The sequence below is a fragment of the Paraburkholderia hospita genome (assembly GCF_002902965.1).
Lineage (GTDB): Bacteria > Pseudomonadota > Gammaproteobacteria > Burkholderiales > Burkholderiaceae > Paraburkholderia > Paraburkholderia hospita.
This window is the reverse complement of sequence record NZ_CP026106.1, coordinates 2345300-2364696: the sequence shown is the minus strand read 5'-3', so window position 1 is coordinate 2364696 and position 19397 is coordinate 2345300. Positions and strand designations below refer to the sequence as shown.

17 protein-coding genes are annotated in these 19397 nt (G+C 63.2%); 10 read left to right on the top strand and 7 right to left on the bottom strand.

All coding sequences use genetic code 11. From position 1 onward, the window contains the following. Nucleotides 1-958: 958 nt before the first annotated feature. Nucleotides 959-1864 (bottom strand): LysR family transcriptional regulator, encoded by a 906-nt coding sequence (locus C2L64_RS29010; RefSeq protein ID WP_007580750.1) that lies wholly within the window; start codon nucleotides 1862-1864, stop codon nucleotides 959-961. Nucleotides 1865-1966: 102 nt separating this feature from the next. Here C2L64_RS29010 and C2L64_RS29005 point away from each other — a divergent pair, with 102 nt between their 5' ends. Next, nucleotides 1967-3388, top strand: a complete 1422-nt coding sequence (locus C2L64_RS29005; RefSeq protein ID WP_007580748.1) for an aldehyde dehydrogenase family protein — start codon at nucleotides 1967-1969, stop codon at nucleotides 3386-3388. Between the two features lie 274 nt (nucleotides 3389-3662). Continuing rightward, complete coding sequence (locus tag C2L64_RS29000; protein ID WP_039900347.1) at nucleotides 3663-4064, top strand: hypothetical protein; 402 nt, start codon at nucleotides 3663-3665, stop codon at nucleotides 4062-4064. Nucleotides 4065-4096: 32 nt separating this feature from the next. Here C2L64_RS29000 and C2L64_RS28995 read toward each other — a convergent pair whose 3' ends face one another. The 4 genes from C2L64_RS28995 to C2L64_RS54230 form a co-directional block, all read right to left on the bottom strand. Beyond that, a complete protein-coding gene (locus C2L64_RS28995; protein WP_007580745.1) occupies nucleotides 4097-4627 on the bottom strand; it encodes a hypothetical protein in 531 nt (176 codons plus the stop codon). Between the two features lie 109 nt (nucleotides 4628-4736). Further along, entirely contained in the window at nucleotides 4737-5084 is a 348-nt protein-coding gene (locus C2L64_RS28990; RefSeq protein ID WP_007580743.1) for a gamma-glutamylcyclotransferase family protein, read from the bottom strand. Nucleotides 5085-5408: 324 nt separating this feature from the next. Beyond that, the gene (locus C2L64_RS28985; RefSeq protein WP_238554711.1) at nucleotides 5409-6026 is read right to left on the bottom strand and encodes a lysozyme inhibitor LprI family protein; all 618 of its coding nucleotides are present in this window, start codon (nucleotides 6024-6026) and stop codon (nucleotides 5409-5411) included. Next, nucleotides 6017-6163, bottom strand: coding sequence for a hypothetical protein (locus C2L64_RS54230; protein ID WP_007745195.1), 147 nt, complete (start codon nucleotides 6161-6163; stop codon nucleotides 6017-6019). The genes C2L64_RS28985 and C2L64_RS54230 overlap by 10 nt, the downstream gene beginning before the upstream one ends. A gap of 238 nt (nucleotides 6164-6401) precedes the next feature. On the opposite strand from C2L64_RS54230, the gene C2L64_RS28980 reads away from it, so the two are divergent. The 3 genes from C2L64_RS28980 to C2L64_RS28970 all read left to right on the top strand — a co-directional run bounded on the left by C2L64_RS28980 (nucleotide 6402) and on the right by C2L64_RS28970 (nucleotide 10167). Next, the gene (locus tag C2L64_RS28980; RefSeq protein ID WP_051058223.1) at nucleotides 6402-6911 is read left to right on the top strand and encodes a GNAT family N-acetyltransferase; all 510 of its coding nucleotides are present in this window, start codon (nucleotides 6402-6404) and stop codon (nucleotides 6909-6911) included. 54 nt (nucleotides 6912-6965) lie between these two features. Beyond that, nucleotides 6966-7601 (top strand): glutathione transferase, encoded by a 636-nt coding sequence (gene yfcF, locus C2L64_RS28975; RefSeq protein WP_007745205.1) that lies wholly within the window; start codon nucleotides 6966-6968, stop codon nucleotides 7599-7601. 223 nt (nucleotides 7602-7824) lie between these two features. Then, complete coding sequence (locus C2L64_RS28970) at nucleotides 7825-10167, top strand: EAL domain-containing protein (protein WP_007586106.1); 2343 nt, start codon at nucleotides 7825-7827, stop codon at nucleotides 10165-10167. A gap of 8 nt (nucleotides 10168-10175) precedes the next feature. Here the strand turns inward: C2L64_RS28970 and mnmH are convergent, their stop codons facing one another. Then, nucleotides 10176-11249, bottom strand: coding sequence for a tRNA 2-selenouridine(34) synthase MnmH (gene mnmH / locus C2L64_RS28965; RefSeq protein WP_007586104.1), 1074 nt, complete (start codon nucleotides 11247-11249; stop codon nucleotides 10176-10178). Nucleotides 11250-11421: 172 nt separating this feature from the next. Here mnmH and C2L64_RS28960 point away from each other — a divergent pair, with 172 nt between their 5' ends. After that, entirely contained in the window at nucleotides 11422-12024 is a 603-nt protein-coding gene (locus C2L64_RS28960; protein ID WP_007586103.1) for a CBS domain-containing protein, read from the top strand. A 19-nt stretch (nucleotides 12025-12043) separates the two neighbouring features. Here C2L64_RS28960 and cobA read toward each other — a convergent pair whose 3' ends face one another. Further along, nucleotides 12044-12805, bottom strand: a complete 762-nt coding sequence (gene cobA / locus C2L64_RS28955; RefSeq protein ID WP_007586101.1) for a uroporphyrinogen-III C-methyltransferase — start codon at nucleotides 12803-12805, stop codon at nucleotides 12044-12046. Between the two features lie 880 nt (nucleotides 12806-13685). On the opposite strand from cobA, the gene C2L64_RS28935 reads away from it, so the two are divergent. The 4 genes from C2L64_RS28935 (at nucleotide 13686) to C2L64_RS28920 (ending at nucleotide 19387) form a co-directional block, all read left to right on the top strand. Further along, nucleotides 13686-15269 (top strand): class I SAM-dependent methyltransferase, encoded by a 1584-nt coding sequence (locus C2L64_RS28935; protein ID WP_007586097.1) that lies wholly within the window; start codon nucleotides 13686-13688, stop codon nucleotides 15267-15269. 112 nt (nucleotides 15270-15381) lie between these two features. Then, a complete protein-coding gene (locus C2L64_RS28930; protein ID WP_007586096.1) occupies nucleotides 15382-16272 on the top strand; it encodes an SMP-30/gluconolactonase/LRE family protein in 891 nt (296 codons plus the stop codon). Between the two features lie 162 nt (nucleotides 16273-16434). Next, nucleotides 16435-17448 carry a LacI family DNA-binding transcriptional regulator gene (locus tag C2L64_RS28925; protein WP_007586095.1) on the top strand — a complete coding sequence of 338 codons (1014 nt, stop codon included), beginning with the start codon at nucleotides 16435-16437 and terminating at the stop codon, nucleotides 17446-17448. Between the two features lie 151 nt (nucleotides 17449-17599). Continuing rightward, nucleotides 17600-19387 carry an IlvD/Edd family dehydratase gene (locus tag C2L64_RS28920; RefSeq protein ID WP_007586093.1) on the top strand — a complete coding sequence of 596 codons (1788 nt, stop codon included), beginning with the start codon at nucleotides 17600-17602 and terminating at the stop codon, nucleotides 19385-19387. Nucleotides 19388-19397 lie beyond the last annotated feature (10 nt).

The window sequence follows — 19397 nt, the reverse complement described above, 5'->3', positions numbered from 1 at the left end:
AGGGTGGGGGGAATCGACATCGTGGTTCGTTTTTTTTGCCTTTTGGGTGTTGGCGTTGCTGGTCGGTGCTTTTGCCTTTGCGCTGGCATCCGCGCTTTGCCTTCGTGCTTCATGCGTTGCCGTTCGGTGGCTTTGGCCTGTGCGCTGGCATCCGCGTTTTGCCTTCGTGCTTCAGGCGTCGCCCCTGTGCGGGGCGGCACCTACTTTTCTTTGCCGCCGCAAAGAAAAGTAGGCAAAAGAAAGCGGCTAACACCGCCAATCCTTATTCCTGCCTGAGGGCCCCCAACCGGTCCCTCACTTCACACGGCGACCTGCTTGTTCCGCGTTCGTTGCGAGCGCTCTTACAGTACGCCTCACCCGCTTCACGCACCCGCGCTGCAGCGTGCCGTGCCAGATAGTCCGCCGCCGCCCAGGTGGCAAACTGTGTGTAGGCCGTAGCACCTCACACGCCTCACTTCGGACCGATAGCGCACGCGTTCCACCATGTAAGAGCGCCAGGCTATACGACGCGACAACCTACACACAGTTTGCCACCTGGGCGGCACAAACCATTCGCTGCCGCTAGCCCGTGTGTTGGAATTCGTAGCGGGTGAGACGCTCATTCGAAGCGTTGGCAACTCGCGTGAACAGAAATGCTGCCGTGTGAAGCGTAGGACCGGTTGGGGGCCCTCAGGCAAGCACAAGAACTGGCGGTGTGAGCCGCTTTCTTTTGCCTACTTTTCTTTGCGGCGGCAAAGAAAAGTAGGTGCCGCCCCGCACAGGGGCGACGCGTGAACACCAAACACCGTAACGCGGATGCCAGTGAAAAGGCAAAGGCACAGGGGCGACGTGTGAAACACGAAGGCATAACGCGGATGCCAGCGAAAGCGCCAACAAACCGAAACGCCCGCGCCGCGAAGGCGCAAACGCGAATGCCAGCGCAAAGGCCAAAGCACCAAACAGTGCCGCAGACAAACCCCTAACCCTTGCGCTGCAAATCCGCGGATTCCCGAATCATGGCGATCAACGCCCGCAACCCTGCGGGCACATGCCTCCGCCCAGGATAATAAAGACACAACCCATCCAGCGGCGGCGTCCAATCCTCAAGCACACGAACCAGCGTCCCCGCCTGGAGATCCTCAGCCACCGTCCACTCGGACAAGTAAGTCAGCCCAACACCAGCCCGCGCAGCGCTAAGCATCAGCCCGGATTCATCAAGGGTCAGCGCCCCCTTGCCATCGATCCGCACCGTTTCCCCATGCCGCTCGAACTCCCACTGATAGATCGTGCCACTCGGCATACGAGTCCGAATACAACGATGCTGACTCAACTCGTCAGGCGTACGCGGCGGCCGATGCCGCGCAAAATACGCCGGACTCCCGACCACAGCAAACCGCTGCTTATCCCCGAACGGCACAGCGATCATGTCCCGCGGCACCGCCTCCGCAAGCCGAATCCCGGCATCGAACCCTTCGACCACGATATCGATCAGCCGGCCTTCAGTAACGATATCGAGCTTCATCTCCGGATAGCGCGCGAGGAACGCAATGAAAACAGGCATCGCCTGATGTGCCGCCCCAACGGCCGTGTTGATCCGCAGCGTGCCGCTCGGCGTGTCGCGAAAGCTGCCCGCCTGCTCTAGCGCGACGCGGATCGTCGACAGCGCGGGCGCCACGCTGTCGACAAACTGCGCACCCGCTTCCGATAACGACACGCTGCGCGTCGTGCGATTGAAGAGCCGCACGCCGATGCGCGCTTCGAGCGCCGCCACGGAATGGCTCAACGCCGAGGTCGAGACGCCCATTTCGTTGGCGGCGGCGCGGAAGCTCCGGTGACGCGCAACAGCCAGCACCGCTTCGAGTTCGCTCAGGCCGGTGGTCTTCATTATCCTGTTTTGCTCAATAGGTCATGTCAGATTGTACGACTAGTCGCGTCAATCAGGCACCGCTATCTTTATGGCACTGAAGGCAAGTCACGGGATACGCAGATGCACACAATCGACACGATCTATATCGACGGCGCGTTCGTCACGCCGCATGGCGACGAATGGTTCGGCCTTTTCAACCCCGCGACCGAGCGCGTAATTGGCCGCGTGCGTCTCGCCGACGCAAAGGATGCGCGCGATGCAATCACGGCGGCGAAGCGCGCGTTTCCGACGTTTTCGCGCACCAGCAAGCGCGCGCGCATCGACATGCTCAAGCGCATGCATGCCGCCGTCGTCGCGAAAGAGGACGAGCTTTACGAGGCGATCGTCGAAGAGTACGGTGCGCCTGTGTCGCGCGGCCGCTGGATGGCGCAGCACGCGAGCAACGTGCTGATCGAAGCGGCGAAGGTGCTGGAGCAGTACGAGTTCACGCGCCGGGCGGGCACGGCGGAAGTCGTGATGCAGCCGCTCGGCGTCGCGGGGCTGATCACGCCGTGGAACAGCAATGCGGGCTTCATCTGCGGCAAGCTTGCGGCCGCGCTGGCGGCGGGCTGCACGACCGTCATCAAGCCGAGCGAAATGAGCGCGCTGCAGACGCAGATCGTCACGCAGGCGTTGCACGAAGCGGACTTGCCGCCGGGCGTGTTCAACATCGTGACGGGACGCGGCGATTCAGTCGGCGCGCAGATCAGCTCGCATCCGGATGTCGCGAAGATTTCGTTTACGGGATCGACGGCCGTCGGCAAGACGATCCTGCGCACGGGCGCCGATACGCTCAAGCGCGTGACGCTGGAACTGGGCGGCAAGTCGCCCACCATCGTACTCGACGACGCGGACTTCGAGCAGGTCGTGCCGCTCGCGATCAATGCGGGCTTCATGAACAGTGGGCAGGCGTGCATCGCGGGTACGCGCATTCTCGTGCCACGCCAGCGTCTCGCGGAGTTCGAGGCGCGCGTGCGCGACGAAGTGGCGTTGACGCAATCGGGTGATCCGCGTGATCCGCGCACGACCGTCGGCCCGATGGTCAGCCAGAAGCAGTGGGAGCGCGTGCAGCGGTATATCGCCATCGGCATCGACGAGGGCGCGCGGCTGATCGCGGGCGGCGAAGGGCGTCCCGATGGTCTCGATGCCGGCTGGTTCGTCCGGCCGACCGTCTTCAGCGACGTGACCAACGACATGGCGATCGCGCGTGAGGAAATCTTCGGGCCGGTGCTGTCGATCATCGCGTACAACGACACCGAAGAAGCAATCAAGATCGCCAACGATACCAACTACGGCTTGCAGGCGTACGTGTTCGGGCAGGACAAGACGCGCACACACGAAGTGGCGTCGCGCATCGAGGCGGGACGCGTGCTCGTCAACACGCTGGCGCATGAGCCGGCTGCGCCGTTCGGCGGATTCAAGCAGTCGGGCATTGGACGCGAGTACGGCACATACGGCATCGAAGCGTTTCTCGAGCCGAAGGCGTTGCTCGGCGTGCTGTGAGCGCGTCGTGACGCATTGAGCGCGGCGGTGAAGGACAGGGTGTCTTTCACCGCCTTTCTTTTTCTGGCTCGTGTTAGCGAAGGACGGTCGCCATGCGCTGAGCCCGGACGGAGCACGCCGCCCGTTGGCGCGCACAATCGAGCCAGCACGCATGTGATACGTGAAAGCCCGCGTAAGCGAGCCCTTTGTGTCGAGCCTCCCATCGCGTGGGGCGCGTTGTTATCGTTTCGGCATCTTCATTACTGCAACGGCAGCCGCCGTTCTGCCGATCGCCATGATCTCGCTCAAACGCATCTCTCTTCTCGCCGCGCTCGTCGCGCTGACGTCCGCCGCCCACGCGCAAGTGCCGCCTTCGTCCGATTTCCCGCCGTCGCACGACGGCTCCGCGCATGACGGTCCGCCGCCGCATGGTCCGGGCTTCGCGGCCATCAACGATCTCGAGCATCTGCAGCGTCTCTACGACATGAGCGGACGCGATGCCGACATGAACGCGGTCTATCACGACGTGCTGTCGAAGACGCACGATCCGGCGCTGCGTCACTACGTGTATGTCGCGCTGGCGCGCAACCAGTTGAAGCCCGCCAACGTCGATCAGGCGATCGACACGATCCGGAAGAGCCTCGACGAAGATATCGACACGCTCGACAAGCAAGCTGCGCTGCGGCCGAAGCGCTGACGCCTGTCCGTGCTCGCTGCACGCTGCCCGCATCACGCGAGCAGCGAGATCAATCCTCCGATCGTCAGCCCCGCCGCGAGCCACTTGCCTGCGGTGTAGAAGCTGTTGCGCTCGTCCTGCGGCTGGTCCGGCCGCTCCAGTCCCAATGCGCCATAGGCGAATGCCTTCACCGGAGAGACGTTGGCGGGGCTTGCTTCTGTGCCGCCCGTAGCATCGTCCGTTGCGGTCGGATCGTCGATGCCGCTGTCTGTAACGGCGGAGTCCGGCGTGTCGGTGTCCGTTTCTGTATCCGTGCCTGCGTCAGTCGATGCCGTCGCCGTCTGCACATTCGCCTGATCCGCAGTCTGTGCACGCGAAGCCGCCGCCGCGCCTTCGGGCGAAATGCTGACCGTGACGCCCGGCTGCGCGGGTTTCGTCGCAGCGTCCTGTTTCCCTTCGTTTTGCGCAGCGCCGATCACGTTGTTCGCCGTGGACTGCGCGGCTTGCGCCGATGCTTCGCCGGACACGGAAGCGAGATTCGTCGACGGCGTCGTCGCCGTCCCATATCCGACACTGCTTACCATTGCACGCCTCCTTCAGTCGCGAATTCCAGTTGCACTGATGGCGCTAACGTCCAGTTGCGCGCGCAACTTGAGACCTCGTAAGGCCCGGTAAGCAAACCGGGCACGCGCGTCACGCCGCGATATACACCCACGCATCGATACCGGACTTCAGCGTGACGAGCACGCGCTTGTAGTCCGACACCTCGTAGTCGTCGGCGGCGAGCAGCTCCTGCTGGGTGATTTCGAAGACCGTGCCCGCCACTTCGTCGGCGGGATTGGCGCTCGGGCGCACCACGGGATGGTGAGTCTTGCCGCTGATCTCCACGACCTTCGGATCGCCGATGGCAAGCAGCGTCTGCGCATAACCGGGCAGCGCGTCGGGACGGCCGGCGAGTTCTCGGCCGAAGCTGGAGATCTGCACGTTGCGATCCTGCAGCGTGCCGTACGAGAAGAGATAAACGATGTCAGGCGTGTTCAAGTGGCGCTCCTCGATTCGATTCGAAAAGGGAAAGTCTACCGTCGCGGCTTGACACGCGCCTGCGACCGTCGCGGCGACCCTTCGGAAAATACAAGAAGCGAAAAATCGTCGTCGACTATCATGCGCCCGACGGATACGCCGTATCGGTTGGCTATCGGTCGGAGGGTGTGTTCAGCGAAAAGCTGGACGTGGGCATGTGCTTTTCTACTACGCGCTGTCGGGCCCAACGCTGTAGATGCAACAAAAAAGCTCGAACGTTATGGCGTTCGAGCTTTTTTGTTTTAACGCTTCGTTTCGTTGTTGTCGCTGTTTTCGACGCGCTGCCTATTGCGACGCGCTGCCGTCGGCGGAAGGCGCTGCAATCATCGCGACGCCGCAGAACCAGCCATCGGACGCAGGCTCACGCGCTTGCCATTGCGCGCGTTTGCCCAGCACGTTATCGCATTGCACGGGCGGCACGAGGTCTTGCGTCGTGGCCGTGCATTGCTGGACGTCGCGGCTGAATGCCTGCGAATCGAATGCCTTCGGCTTGTCCGCGGGCTTGCTCACGGCAGCCAGATCCGTGTCGACGGGCCGCGGCGCGCGCGGTTCGTCCGGCGATGGCGTGTGCAACTGCTCGCGGATCTCTTCGATACGCGTCGAGTACCAGTCGATCAGGCATGCGACATCCCTGCAATTTTCTTCGCGCCATGCCCATTTGCTGTCGCTCTCTTTTCTGTACGCGCGACGGTCGGTGGCTTGTCGCTGCGCGAGCCTGAACAGCTTGCCGAGTTCGTCGTCGGCTCTGGACAGGCCATCGTCGTGGCAGATCAGCGTCTCCGCCGGCGAATGCGCCTTCGCGCAATTGAAGCTGGTGGCATGCGCGCTGGTCATCGCAAGCAGGGCGAGCGCGGCTACGGTGGATCGGTTGAGCTTCATCGGAATGTAGATGGCTAGTGACACACGACAACGCATGTGACGGCGCTGATGCCCGCCGCCGCGCCGACCAGGCCGCCGAGCATGAAGGTCTGAAGCGACGTCGCGCATCCTTGCAGACACAGGATGGCCGCGAGCAGGATGGAAGCAGTGGTAAAGCGCATTGGCCCCTCGATGCAGATAGTCTCGATCCGCAAGCATAGGTGCCGTGCGCGCGCGCATTTAGGCGAGCAACGGGCGATAAAGCCGATTGCTTACGAGAAGTTGCGCACGCGTCAGGATGTGGAATACATGGCGCGGTGAGCGAGCGCGAAGCGTGCACAAACGTTCAAGACCGCGTGCCGCCGTGCGCGATACGCTGGATTCCATACGGTAGATCCGGGTATCCAGGGCGAGGGCGACATGACGACTTCCACCACTGCAACCACGTTAACCAGGCCTCAGGTGCGTCCGCGGATTCGCGAAGCGATTTATCCGGGCGATACCGCGCCGCTCGTCGAGATCGTTCGTGAATACGTGAGATGGCTCGATATGGACCTGTCGTATCGCGGCTTCGAAGAAGAGATGCGGTCGTTCGAGCAAACGTATACGTTGCCTTCAGGCATGTTCCTGATTGCGGAAACCACGGCCGAGATAGCGGGCTGCGTGGGGCTGCTGCGTCATTCGGATGAGGTCGCCGAAGTGAAGCGGCTTTACGTGCGGTCGGCATACCGTGGGCTTGCGCTTGGGGAGACGCTCATGCATGCGTTGATCGACAAGGCAAAGTCGCTGGGCTACGCAAAGCTCGTGTTAGATTCCGTACCTCAAACGGCTTTCGCGCAACGACTCTACGAGCGTTTGGGTTTTACCGAAACGTCTCCGTACTATGCGAATCCCGTTGCCGGTACGCGCTTTCTCGAACTCGTGCTCTGAGGCGCAAGAGGGCGCGCGCCACGAACGTTCATTACGCACGCTTGCAAGGAGCCTATGTCGTCGGCCAACTCACTGCTTCTTTATGTGGACGCGCAATTCGCGAGTCCGTATGCGATGTCGGTTTTCGTCGCGCTTCACGAAAAGCATCTGACATTCGACATGCGCACCGTCGATCTGGGCCGTCATGCGAACAACGAGCCGGATTACGCCGCGACTTCCGTCACGCAGCGTGTGCCGACGCTGGTTCACGATGGGTTTGCGGTGTCCGAGTCGTCGGCGATCACCGAGTACATCGACGACGCTTTCGAGGGCACGCCGCTTTATCCGGCGGATAAAAAGCAGCGCGCGCGGGCGCGCCAGATTCAGGCGTGGTTGCGCAGCGACCTGATGCCGATTCGCAGCGAGCGCCCGACAGAAGTCGTGTTCTACGGCGCGCAAGGCGGGGCGCTCACCGCGATCGCGCGCAAGGCGGCCGACAAGCTCTTCCCGGCTTGCGACGCGTGGCTCGCGCCAGGCGCACAGTATCTGTTCGATGATTGGTGCATTGCCGATGTCGACCTCGCGCTGATGCTCAACCGCCTCGTGCTGAACGGCGACGACGTGCCGAAACATCTCGCTGATTACGCGCGGCATCAATGGCAAAGGCCTTCCGTGCAACGCTGGGTTCAGTTGCAGCGGCCACCACTTTAACGCACGGGTTGCGATTTATTTCCCACATAAAGGGAATAAACGGTTGCGTTCGCAACATAAATTGCATCGAATGCAAGCTGCCCGCACCGCAAACGTCAAATGTGAAACAAAACGGGCCGGCTGGCATTGACTGCCTGACTGTGCGAATTGATGTGAAGTATTAACCTCAGGCGTTTGCTGCCGTTATACATCGGCAGAGTGACCGAACTGGCCTGAGTGAATAATGCTTTTCTCCTCGACGGAACAGACGTCCGACGCCGGATTTAGAAGCCGGTTTCACCGACGTTCGCTGGAACATCAGCGACCCCTTTCGACCGTGACGATGGCGTTTACCGTCGTCGCGTACATCGTCTTCGCTTTCGCGCGCAGCCTCGACGCGGGACCGGCTGTGCCGCTCGTATGGCGGCTCGCGTGCGCGATCGTGCTCGCGCTGCTGGTCGCCGCGATTCCGCGGACCAGGAGCACCCGGGTATTCGGCGGCATCGGCGTCGCGTACACGCTTGTCCTGCTGGCGGGGCTCGCGTTGAATGTGGTCGGGCTCGAAGAGCCGCTGTTATGGGCGCTGCCGGCGATCGTGGTGATCTCCGTCTGCGCGGCGCCGCTGTGGCTCACGCCCGCGCACTTCTGCATCGGCACCGCGCTGTTCTACGCGGCGGGCACGCCGCTGCTGCTGAGCCTGCCGGACCCGCACGGCGACGTCAGCGTCGTGTGCTGGATGTGGATCCTGATCGCGGTGCCGACCTCGGCCGTGTTTCACCTCGGCTTCTACTGGTTCCGGCGCAATCACTTCCTGCTCGAAGACCGGCTGGCGCGCCTCGCCGCCACCGATCCGCTGACAGGCCTGCAAAACCGCCGCGCGTTTCTGGAGCAGGCGGCGCTGCGTCTGTCGAAGCTGGATAGCGGCGCGAAGGTCAGCGCGATCTTTCTCGACATCGACTACTTCAAGTCGCTCAATGACCAGTTCGGCCATGCTGTCGGCGATCAGGCGCTGTCGGACGTGGCGCGCGTGCTGAAGGAGCTGACGGCGGCGGCCGATATCGTGAGCCGTATCGGCGGCGAAGAGTTCGCGCTGTTGCACGACGCAGCGTTGCGTCCCGCCGCGCAGCTGGCCGAAACGCTGCGCGCGGCGATCGGGCGCATCGCGCGTCCCGATGGGCTGTTGAGCGCGAGCTTCGGTGTCGCAGAATACCGGCCGGGCGAAAGCGTGATGGCGCTGCTCGACCGCGCGGACGAGGCGCTGCTGCGCGCAAAGTATTCGGGGCGCAACCGTGTGTGCGCGGAACGCGCGACCCTCGTCGACCCGGTGCGCTTGACATGGACGCACGTCCGCGCGGGCGACGACACGGCGCAGCCGATCCGCCAGCAATGGGACGACTTCTGGCTGACCTCGCATTTCCAGCCGCTTTATAGCCTGTCGCACCAGAAGCAGGTCGGCTTCGAGGCGCTGTTGCGCGGCGAGCGCGAGGATGGCGCGCAGGTGCCACCCGTCGAGCTGTTTTCCCCCAAGCCGTTCACCGATCAGGGCGAGCTGGACCGCACCAGCCACGCGCTGCATCTGAGCAATGCGCGCCGCCTGATACCGGACGACGCGTGGGTCTTCCTCAACATTCTGCCCGCTACCTTTGTCGCCGACGGCTATCCCGACCAGCTCGCGGAGATCGCGCGCTCAGCGGGCATTCCGTCCGAGCGCGTGGTGCTCGAACTGCTGGAGTCGCACGGCGGCAGCGTGGACGATATGTCGCGCGCGGCGGGCCAATATCGCGATCACGGCTTCCTGATCGCCGTCGACGATTTCGGCGCGGGCCATTCGAACCTCGACCGGCTGCTACGCATCCGGCCCGATCTCGTGAAGCTCGATGGCGAACTGATCCGCGCGAAGAGCCCCGGCGCAGATCAGCCGATCCTGCCGAAGCTCGTGTCGCTGCTGCATCAGGCGGGCATGCTCGTCGTCGTCGAAGGCGTCGAGACCACGGAGCAACTGATTCTCGCCGTCGAATCGAATGTCGATTTCGCGCAGGGTTATCTGCTCGGCCGTCCGGCGCCGTCCGTGACGCCGCCCGATGCCGTGCACCGGCGCATCGATCACGCGTTCGACGTGATCGCCGAAGGGCGCGCGCATCAGCATGCGTTGTTCGAATCGGAAGTACGGCCGTACCGGCAGGCGCTCGACACGGGTGTCGATGCGTGGCTCAAAGGCGTGCCGCTCAACGACGCGTTCTACGATCTCGCGCAAATGGAGCTGTGCATCAGCTGCTTCGTACTCGACGATACGGGCCGGCAAATCGGCCATGAAGTGCCGGGCAAGGCGTCCGTCATCGATGGCGGTTCGCTGCATCCCGTCGCGAATCCGCGCGATGCGCGCTGGGACCACCGGCCGTATTTCCGCAATGCCGTGCTGCGGCCGGGCGTGCCCATCACGAGCAGCCCGTATCTGTCGCTGGCGAGCGGCAGGCCGTGTATCGCGGTGACGGTCGCGTTGCAGTCGGCCGTGGGACGCTGCGTGGTCGGGGCGGAGCTGGACTGGTCGCTGCAGCGTCTGCCTTGGCCGACGGCTGAGCATTGGTGATGCAGGAGTTATCGTAAGGCCGGTTCGTCGCTCGATGAATGCAGTTGCGCGAGCAGCGCGCATGCCTGTTCGTGGAGGTCGGGAGCCGTGGGACGAAGCGCGAAACGAGTCGATTCGGGCAGCCGCGCAAATTGCTTGCCCGTGCTGCGCGCATACGCGGGGTCGTAATGCAGATCGATCAACTGCTCGAATAGCTCGACACGGCGGTCTTCGTCGATCATGTTGTGCCATTCGCCGATTCGCGCGCGTCCATGCAATTCGACGAGTCGCGCGAGTTGCGACTTGAAGAGGGCACGGTCGTCGAACAGGTGCGCATAGTCCTGCAGCAGCAGGCGGATGCGCTCGTCGCGCTCCGTGACCACGGCGACGCACGAGCCGCGACGGATCTGTTCCGTCAACGAAGCGGGCAACGCAATGGACCCGATGCGCCGGCTTTCCGCTTCGACGAACACGGGCTGTTTCGCGTCGAACCTGCGCAAGGTGCCGACGAGCGCGGTATCGAACGCTTTCTGCGAGGGTTGCGGCTCATTGGGCAGCGTGCCGAGAATCGATCCGCGATGCGCGGCGAGCGCTTCGAGATCGAGGGTCTGCGCATCGGCCCCTGCAAGCGCGTTCAGCAGACGCGTCTTGCCGCTGCCCGTGTGGCCCGCAAGCACGATATAGCGGAACTGTCGCGGCAGCGTGTCGAGCAGTGCGACGACGTTGCGGCGGTAGGTCTTGTAGCCGCCGTCCAGTTGCCGCGCGCGCCAGCCAATCAGATTGAACCATGTCGCCATCGACGCGGAACGCTTGCCGCCGCGCCAGCAGTAAATCAGCGGACGCCAGTTGCGCGGGCGGTCCGCGAAGGTCGTCTCCAGATGCGTGGCGATGTTGCGCGACACCATCGCGGCACCTTGCCGCGTCGCCTCGAACGACGACACCTGCGCGTACATCGTGCCGATGATCACGCGCTCCTCGTTGGACAACACGGGCGCGTTGATCGCGCCGGGAATGTGATCCTCGGCGAATTCGAGCGGCGTGCGGACGTCGACGATTTCATCGAAGTCCGCGATCTGGTCGAGCGGGACGAGAAGCGAGTTCAAGGGCTGAAGCCAAAGGCCGCCGCGGCGCGGCGTATCGACGGATTATCGCATGTCAGGCTGTTTTTCCCGTCCGCACCCGTCCGCACCCGCAAGCGGCGCTCGCGTGCAAATATCTCACGTTATGATGTAAAGTAACGGAAAGCGATGTAAGCTGAAGGTGTGGAGGCGCAACATGTCGATTTCGTCGGTATTGCAATGGTGTTTCGGAACCCAGCGGCATCATATGGGACTCGACCACGGCAACGGTGAATCGGGCGACGAGCGGCGTTCGCCGGAGCGGCAGGAGGAACAGCGAGTACTGCTCGACGAACTGCGTCGGCAGGCGTACCTGCGCGATCTGTTGCGGCTCACGTGCGCGGATGTGATGCGCAAACCGCCCGTCACGGTGTCTGTCAGTGAAACCATCGGCGGCGCGCTGGCAACGCTGGACGCGCACCACATCAAGCTGCTGCCCGTGGTCGATGCCGAAGGGCGCCTCAAAGGCGTCGTCACGCATGTCGATCTGCAACCGCTGGACGAAGTGCTGCCTTTTCTCAAGCTCGCTACCGACACCGTCGCGCCCGAGAGCGAAAGGCGCGAATGGCCCGTCACGACGGTGATGGCGAGCCACGCGCAGTACGTCGACGCGGCGGCGCCGCTCACGGAAGTCATCCCGCTCTTCACGAAGAACGGCCATCATCATCTGCCTGTAGCGGATGAGGATGGGCGCGTCGTCGGCATGCTGACTCAGGCCGATATCATGAAGATCATGTACGGCCATCCGGGCGGCTTATAAGCGCGCCGTCTATTCGACGTCACGCGCTCAGCCGGCGCAGCGGTTCGCCACGCGCAGCCAGTTCCACGATCGCTTCGCCGACCGCGCCACCAATCAGGATCACGGCCGGGCTGGCAATCTGTTGCGCCGCCGCGCGCGCCGCGATGTCGCCGAGCGGCGCGCAAACCCGCTTCTCGCGCGACGTGCCTGCCCACTGCACGACGGCAGCGGGCGTATCGGGTGCTAGCGTCTCGCCCAATGCTTCGCTGATGCTGTCGATACGGCTCGCGCCCATGTAGATCGCGAGCGTCATGCCCGTCGCCGCGAGCTTCGCCCAGTCGGGCTCGGTGCCGTCGCGCAGGTGCGCGGTCACGAAGATCACGCCCTGGCAATGATCGCGATGCGTGAGCGACACGCCAAGCGAGGCCGCCGCCGCGAAGCCCGACGAGATGCCGTTGACGATCTCGACGTCGATCCCCGCGTGCCGCAGGTCCGCGATCTCTTCGCCGGCGCGGCCGAACAGCAGCGCGTCGCCACCCTTGATGCGCACGACGTGCTTGCCTTGCAGCGCGTAGCGGCGCATCAGGCGCTGGATGAACGCTTGCGGCGTGGACTTGCAGCCGCCGCGTTTGCCGACCTTGACGACGCGGGCATGCGGCGCTTTCAGCGTCGCGATCTCTTCGTTCACGAGGTCGTCGATCAACAGCACGTCGGCGGCTGCGATCGCCTTGGCCGCCTTGAAGGTCAGCAGATCGAGGTCGCCGGGTCCTGCGCTGACGAGTGTGACTTTGCCCGTGTTCATTCTGTTCTCCATCGCGTGATCGTCGATCTCTGGCCGCCAATGCAAAACGGCGTCCCGTCCGTGCATGCACGAAGGGGACGCCGCTGTCCTGTGTGATCCTGCTGTTAAGCAATCGATGCCGGCGCCTTTGCCGGCGAAGCAATTATTGCAAGAACGAGGCCAGTGTTCGGATTTCCAGCTTCCATACGGATATGAGGCATAGGAGGCTGCGCTGGCGAGAGCGGGCGCGCACCCGCGCAGTGCTGCGACGCACCACGAACGTGCTGTGAGGCATCACGATGAATCGCTTCTCGTCGCTCCGCTGAACGTGGCAAACATCCTCTGACGCTTGCCACGCATTGCGTCCGCCCATGTTCGCGCGCATGGCACACAGCTTGCATTATCAAACTGCCGCGGCGTCGACGACGACCCGCGTCGCATCAAACTTTTCAGGCTTCGAATTGGACAACGGCGTCCCTTCTATCCGGTTTTCGCACCGGACGGTTGGGACGCCGTTTGCGTTTACTGGCACGCGTTTGTCGCGTTGCATTGCCTAAGGCATCTGGAGACGAAATGAAGCAGCGCATCTTGACGTTGATCGAATTCTTCGCGGGAGAAAGGGCGTCGATGGTTTCGCTCGCGACGGATGAAGAAGAGCGTCATCGGCAGGGTGCATGCATTCGTCCCGAACGGCTCAGAGGGCGTCGCGGATCGCGTGCACGGATGCCCCGCGCCATGACGCACAGGCAGGCAGCGACGGCAAGTCGCGGATGCTAGACCCGTAGTCGCTGGGACTCATTTCTCGATCCGGAATGGACGTTGACACAAATCGACATTTCGAATTTGCGCTGTGACTACATTGTGTTTTTTTGCAATCCCGAACACCTTCGGATGACACACAATGGACACCACACAACACACGAACGAGATCGAGCAGAACTACGACGATAACCCTTACTACTCATTCTCCTATGAGCAGTCTGCGCCGGAACACCTTGCCGCCGTCGCGCATGTGTTCGGACTGTCCGCGCCCGATGTGAGCAAGGCGCGCGTGCTCGAACTGGGTTGCGCAGCAGGCAGGAATCTCATTCCGTTCGCCGTGCGCAATCCCGGTACGCGCGCGATCGGCGTCGATCTCTCCGGCGCGCAGGTGCAGGAAGGGCGCCAAAACATCAAACGCTTGAAGCTGAAGAACGTCGAGTTGCGACAGCAGGATCTCACGACGCTGGGCGAGGTGGACGGGAAGTTCGACTACATCATCTGTCATGGCGTGTATAGCTGGGTGCCGCAAGCGGTGCAGCAGGCTATCTTGCGCGTCTGTAGCGAGAACCTGTCGGCGGGCGGTATTGCTTACCTCGGCTACAAGACGTATCCGGGATGGAAGTCGCGCGAGATCGTGCGTGACGCGATGCTGTTGCGCGCCGGCGAACTGAAAGGCGCTGGCGAACGTCTCGCGCATGGACGCGGCATGCTCGATTTTCTGCGTGAGCATGCAAGGAAGGACAGTGTGCTGGCGCGCGCGGTCGAGCAGGATCACGAGATGATCAACAACAACGACGCGGGCTTCTCCGCCTATGTGAATCACGACTATCTGGCATTGTCGAACGCGCCGTGTTATTTCCAGGACTTCACAAAACGGATCGATGAACACGGGCTTGCATATCTCGCCGATGCGAACCTGCCTTCGATGTTCGCGTCCAATTACGGCGATGAGATTGGGCGGCTGCTGCTGGCGGAATGCGGTCACAGCCAGGTGCTGACCGAACAGTATCTGGACTTCGTGAGCGACCGGGCGTTCCGGACTTCGCTGATCGTGCATAAGGAACGCACCGGCGGCATCCACTATCGCGTCGAACATGAGCGTCTGCGCAAATTGCATCTCGCGGCGTCGTTGAAGTGCGCGGACGGTGACGTCCGCATGGACGATTCTCCGCAGCGTTTCGACGCGGAGAACGGCAGTTCGATCATATTGAACCATGCCATCGACAAGGCGGCCGCGATCGAGCTTGAACGGATGTGGCCATTCACCATGAGCTTCGACGAGTTGAAACGCAATGTGCGGGCGCGTCTGGGCAACGATGCGGCGCTGCCCGATACCGACATCGAAGCGCGGCTCGACGTGTTCTTCAACGCAATGGTGGTCAGAGGGCTGGGCCGTTTCCGGCTTCATCCGTTGACGCGAAGCTCAGGCAATGCGCGTCTGCATGCCGCTGTGCGCCACTATCCCGCAGGGCTTCCGCGAGGGCAATTGGCGCACACGTTCAATCCCTGGCATCAACCCGTCCAGATGGATGCGGTCACGCAGTTGCTGTTACCCCATATCGATGGCAGCCGCAATGAGGCTGATCTGCTTGGAATACTGTCGAAAGCGGTCAAGGAGGGCGCGTTGACCGTTTCGCGTCCGGCGGGTGAAAGCGGTGAAGCGGCCGAACGTATCGTGCTGGCGCGCGAACTGGAGCGCGCGCTGAAACTGCTGTGCGCGTGAGCGTCGGCATCGTCGGACTCGAAACACGCGGGAATGTCTGCTACTGTTGACTGATTCGTCAACGCGTCGTGTCCAGCGCGCGGCTCATCGTTCATCGCAGAGGATCGTCATCATGCAGACATTGGAATGTGTGTTGCCCGCCGCCGCCGCACTCGGCGAATGTCCGCGCTGGGACGAGCGCCGCGCGAAGCTGTGGTGGGTCGATATCAACGCGCCCGCGCTGAATTGCTTCGATCCGAAGACGGGCGAGAACACCGCGATTCCGATGCCCGAGAACATTGGTTGCTTCTCGTTGACCGAGGACGATGGGTTCATCGCGGGCATGCGCACGGGCATCTTTCTACTCGATGCGAAAGGGCAGGTCGTGCGCAAGCTGTGCGCGAACGCCGAGAACCCCGCGACGAGCCGCTTCAACGATGGCCGTTGCGACGCGCGCGGACGCTTCTGGCTCGGCACGCTCGACGAGCCGAAGGCGGGCGATGCGGCCGCGCTGTATCGCTACGCGAACGGTGCCTTGACGAAGATCGACACGGGCCTGCTCACGTCGAATGGCATGGGGTTCAGCCCTGACTATCGCTGGTGTTATCACTCGGATACGCCGCGCTTCACGATCTACCGTCATCCGTACGACATCGACAGCGGCGAGGTCGGGCCGCGCGAAGACTGGGTGAAGTTCCAGCCGACGCCGACGGATCGCGGGCGTCCCGATGGCGCGTCGGTGGATAGCGAAGGCTACTACTGGTCGGCGTTGTATGAGGGCGGGCGCGTCGTGCGTATTTCGCCAGAAGGCAAGGTCGTCGAAGAACATCCGTTGCCCGCGCGCTGTCCGACGATGTGCACGTTCGGCGGCGACGATCTGCGTACGCTCTACGTGACGACGGCGCGTGGCGGGCGTCCCGCGGAAGAGCTCGAAAAGTTTCCGCAATCGGGCAGCGTATTCGCGATGCGCGTGTCGGTGCCGGGGCTGATCGAAAAGCGCAGTGCGCTACGAGTGACCGAGTAAGCGCGCGGCGTTGCATCCGTCGCGGATGGATGGGGCATACGGCGCTGCCGTTATCATATGCGCCTGTCCACGAACGCGACCGAAGCCATCAGCATGTCGAGCACTCCACGCATCACCAGGCGCGTCTCCGCAACACGCAGCACGCTTGCGGGACCGCCGCGCATGTCCGACGTTGCGGCGCTGGCGGGCGTATCGAAGATGACCGTGTCGCGCGTGCTGGCTGGCCGCGGCGTCGCGCCCGCGACACGCGAGCGCGTGCAGCTGGCGATCGACGAACTCGGCTACGTCGCGGACGCTGCGGCAGGCGCGCTGTCCTCCGGGCGCTCGGCGTTCGCGGCAGTGTTCGTGCCGTCGCTGGCCAGTTCCAACTTTTCCGACACCGTGCGCGGACTCACGTCCGCGCTCGAACCGCACGGCCTGCAACTGCTGATCGGCGACACCGACTACGACCTCGAACGCGAAGAACGGCTCGTGCGTTCGATGCTGCGTCATCAGCCTCGCTGCATTGCGTTGACGGGCGCGCAGCACACGCCCGCGACACGCGAACTGCTGGTGCGCTCGGGCGTGCCCGTCGTCGAGATGTGGGATTTGCCGGCGACACCGATCGACGCGGCCGTAGGTTTCTCCAACGCCAAAGCGGCGCGCGAGATGGTGCGCTATCTGACCGGGCGCGGTTATCGGCGGATCGGCTTTCTGGGGGGCGCGAGCGAGCTCGACAGACGCGGCATGGAACGCCTGAAGGGCTATCTGCAGGAAGTGAAGGCGCAGGGTATGGGCGAGCCGCGCGTCGTAAGGTTGGGCGAATCGCCCATCACGATGAGCCACGGCGCGCCCGCGCTCGAAGCGCTGTTGCAGCAATGGCCCGACACGGATGCCGTGATGTGCGTGAGCGACATGTCCGCGTTCGGCGCAATCATGCAGTGCCACCGTCGGGGCCTGTCGGTGCCCGGCGATATCGCGATTGCGGGCTTCGGCAACTTCGAAATGGCCGCGTGCTGCTCGCCGACCATCACGACAGTTTCCGTCGACGCTTACGGCATCGGCACGCGCACGGGCGAAACGCTGCTGGCCGCGCTTGCCGAAAGCGACGGTGCAGCGCGTCATGCATCGGCGCGCACATCGACGCGCAAAAGCGTGAAAATCGACTACACGGTGATCGCGCGCGAAAGCGCCTGACGCTTGTCGTTGCGGCCTTTCGTGTCGCGCGAGTGCCGTGCTACCATGGTCCGATGTTACCGATAACGTGCCGTACGTGATGCGCCTTTGACGCGCGATGCAAGCGATGCAGCCGAAGCAACGACGGCACAAGCAAACATGGAGACACGAGATGACGGAGAACACGCAAGCACGCCGTCTGCGCAGCCAGGAGTGGTTCGACGATCCTTCGCACGCGGATATGACCGCGCTCTATGTCGAGCGCTTCATGAACTACGGCCTCACGCGCGAAGAGTTGCAGTCGGGCCGGCCGATCATCGGCATCGCGCAGACGGGTAGCGATCTCGCGCCCTGCAATCGGCATCACATCGAACTGGCCGCGCGCACGAAGGCGGGCATCCGCGACGCGGGCGGCATTCCGATGGAATTTCCCGTGCATCCGCTTGCCGAACAGAGCCGCCGCCCGACGGCCGCGCTCGACCGCAATCTCGCGTATCTCGGTCTCGTAGAAATCCTGCATGGCTTTCCGCTCGACGGCGTGGTGCTGACCACCGGCTGCGACAAGACCACGCCCGCCTGTCTGATGGCGGCCGCGACCGTCGACATGCCCGCAATCGTGCTGTCGGGTGGCCCGATGCTCGACGGCTGGCATCAAGGCAAGCGCGTCGGCTCCGGCACCGTGATCTGGCACGCGCGTAATCTGCTCGCGACGGGCGAGATCGACTATGAAGGCTTCATGGAACTGACGACCGCCTCGTCGCCTTCCATCGGACACTGCAACACGATGGGCACAGCGCTGTCGATGAACAGCCTCGCGGAAGCGCTCGGCATGTCGCTGCCCGCCTGCGCGAGCATTCCCGCTGCGTACCGCGAGCGCGGGCAGATGGCGTATGCAACAGGCAAGCGTATCGTCGAGATGGTCCGCGAAGATCTGAAGCCCTCGCGCATCATGACGAAAGAGGCGTTCGAGAATGCAATCGTCGTGGCGTCCGCGCTGGGCGCATCGAGCAATTGTCCGCCGCATCTGATCGCGATAGCGCGGCATATGGGCATCGAATTGAGTCTCGCGGACTGGCAACGTGTCGGCGAACAGGTGCCGTTGCTCGTCAATTGCATGCCTGCGGGCGAATATCTCGGCGAGAGTTTTCATCGCGCGGGCGGCGTGCCTGCCGTCATGCATGAACTGTGCGAAGCGGGCCTAGTACACGAATCGTGTATGACGGTATCGGGCCGCAGCATCGGTGATATCGCCGCGCGTTCGGTGACCGGCGATCGCGATGTGATTCGCACGACAGCCGAGCCGCTCAAACATGGCGCGGGTTTCATCGTGCTGTCGGGCAACTTCTTCGATAGCGCGATCATGAAGATGTCCGTGGTCGGCGAGGCGTTCCGGCAAACTTATCTGAGCGAGCCGGGCCACGAGAATACGTTCGAAACGCGCGCGATCGTGTTCGACGGTCCCGAGGACTATCACGCGCGCATCAACGATCCGTCGCTCGACATCGATGAGCACTGCATGCTCGTCATTCGCGGCGCGGGCACGGTCGGTTATCCGGGCAGCGCGGAAGTGGTCAACATGGCGCCGCCCGCGGAACTCGTGCGGCAGGGCATCACGTCCTTGCCTTGCATGGGCGACGGACGGCAGAGCGGCACGTCGGCGAGCCCGTCCATTCTCAACATGTCGCCGGAAGCGGCTGTCGGCGGCGGCCTTGCGCTGTTGTGCACGAACGATCGCATTCGCGTCGATCTCAACGCGCGCAGCGTGCAGTTGCTCGTCGATGAGGAAGAGTTGGCGCGCCGCCGCGCAAGCATGACGTTCGACATCCCGCCTGCGCAAACGCCGTGGCAGGAGTTGTATCGTCAGACGGTCGGGCAGCTTTCGACGGGCGGCTGTCTCGAGCCCGCGACGCTCTATCTGAAAGTGATCGCCGAGCGCGGGAATCCGCGGCATTCGCATTGACCAACAATGA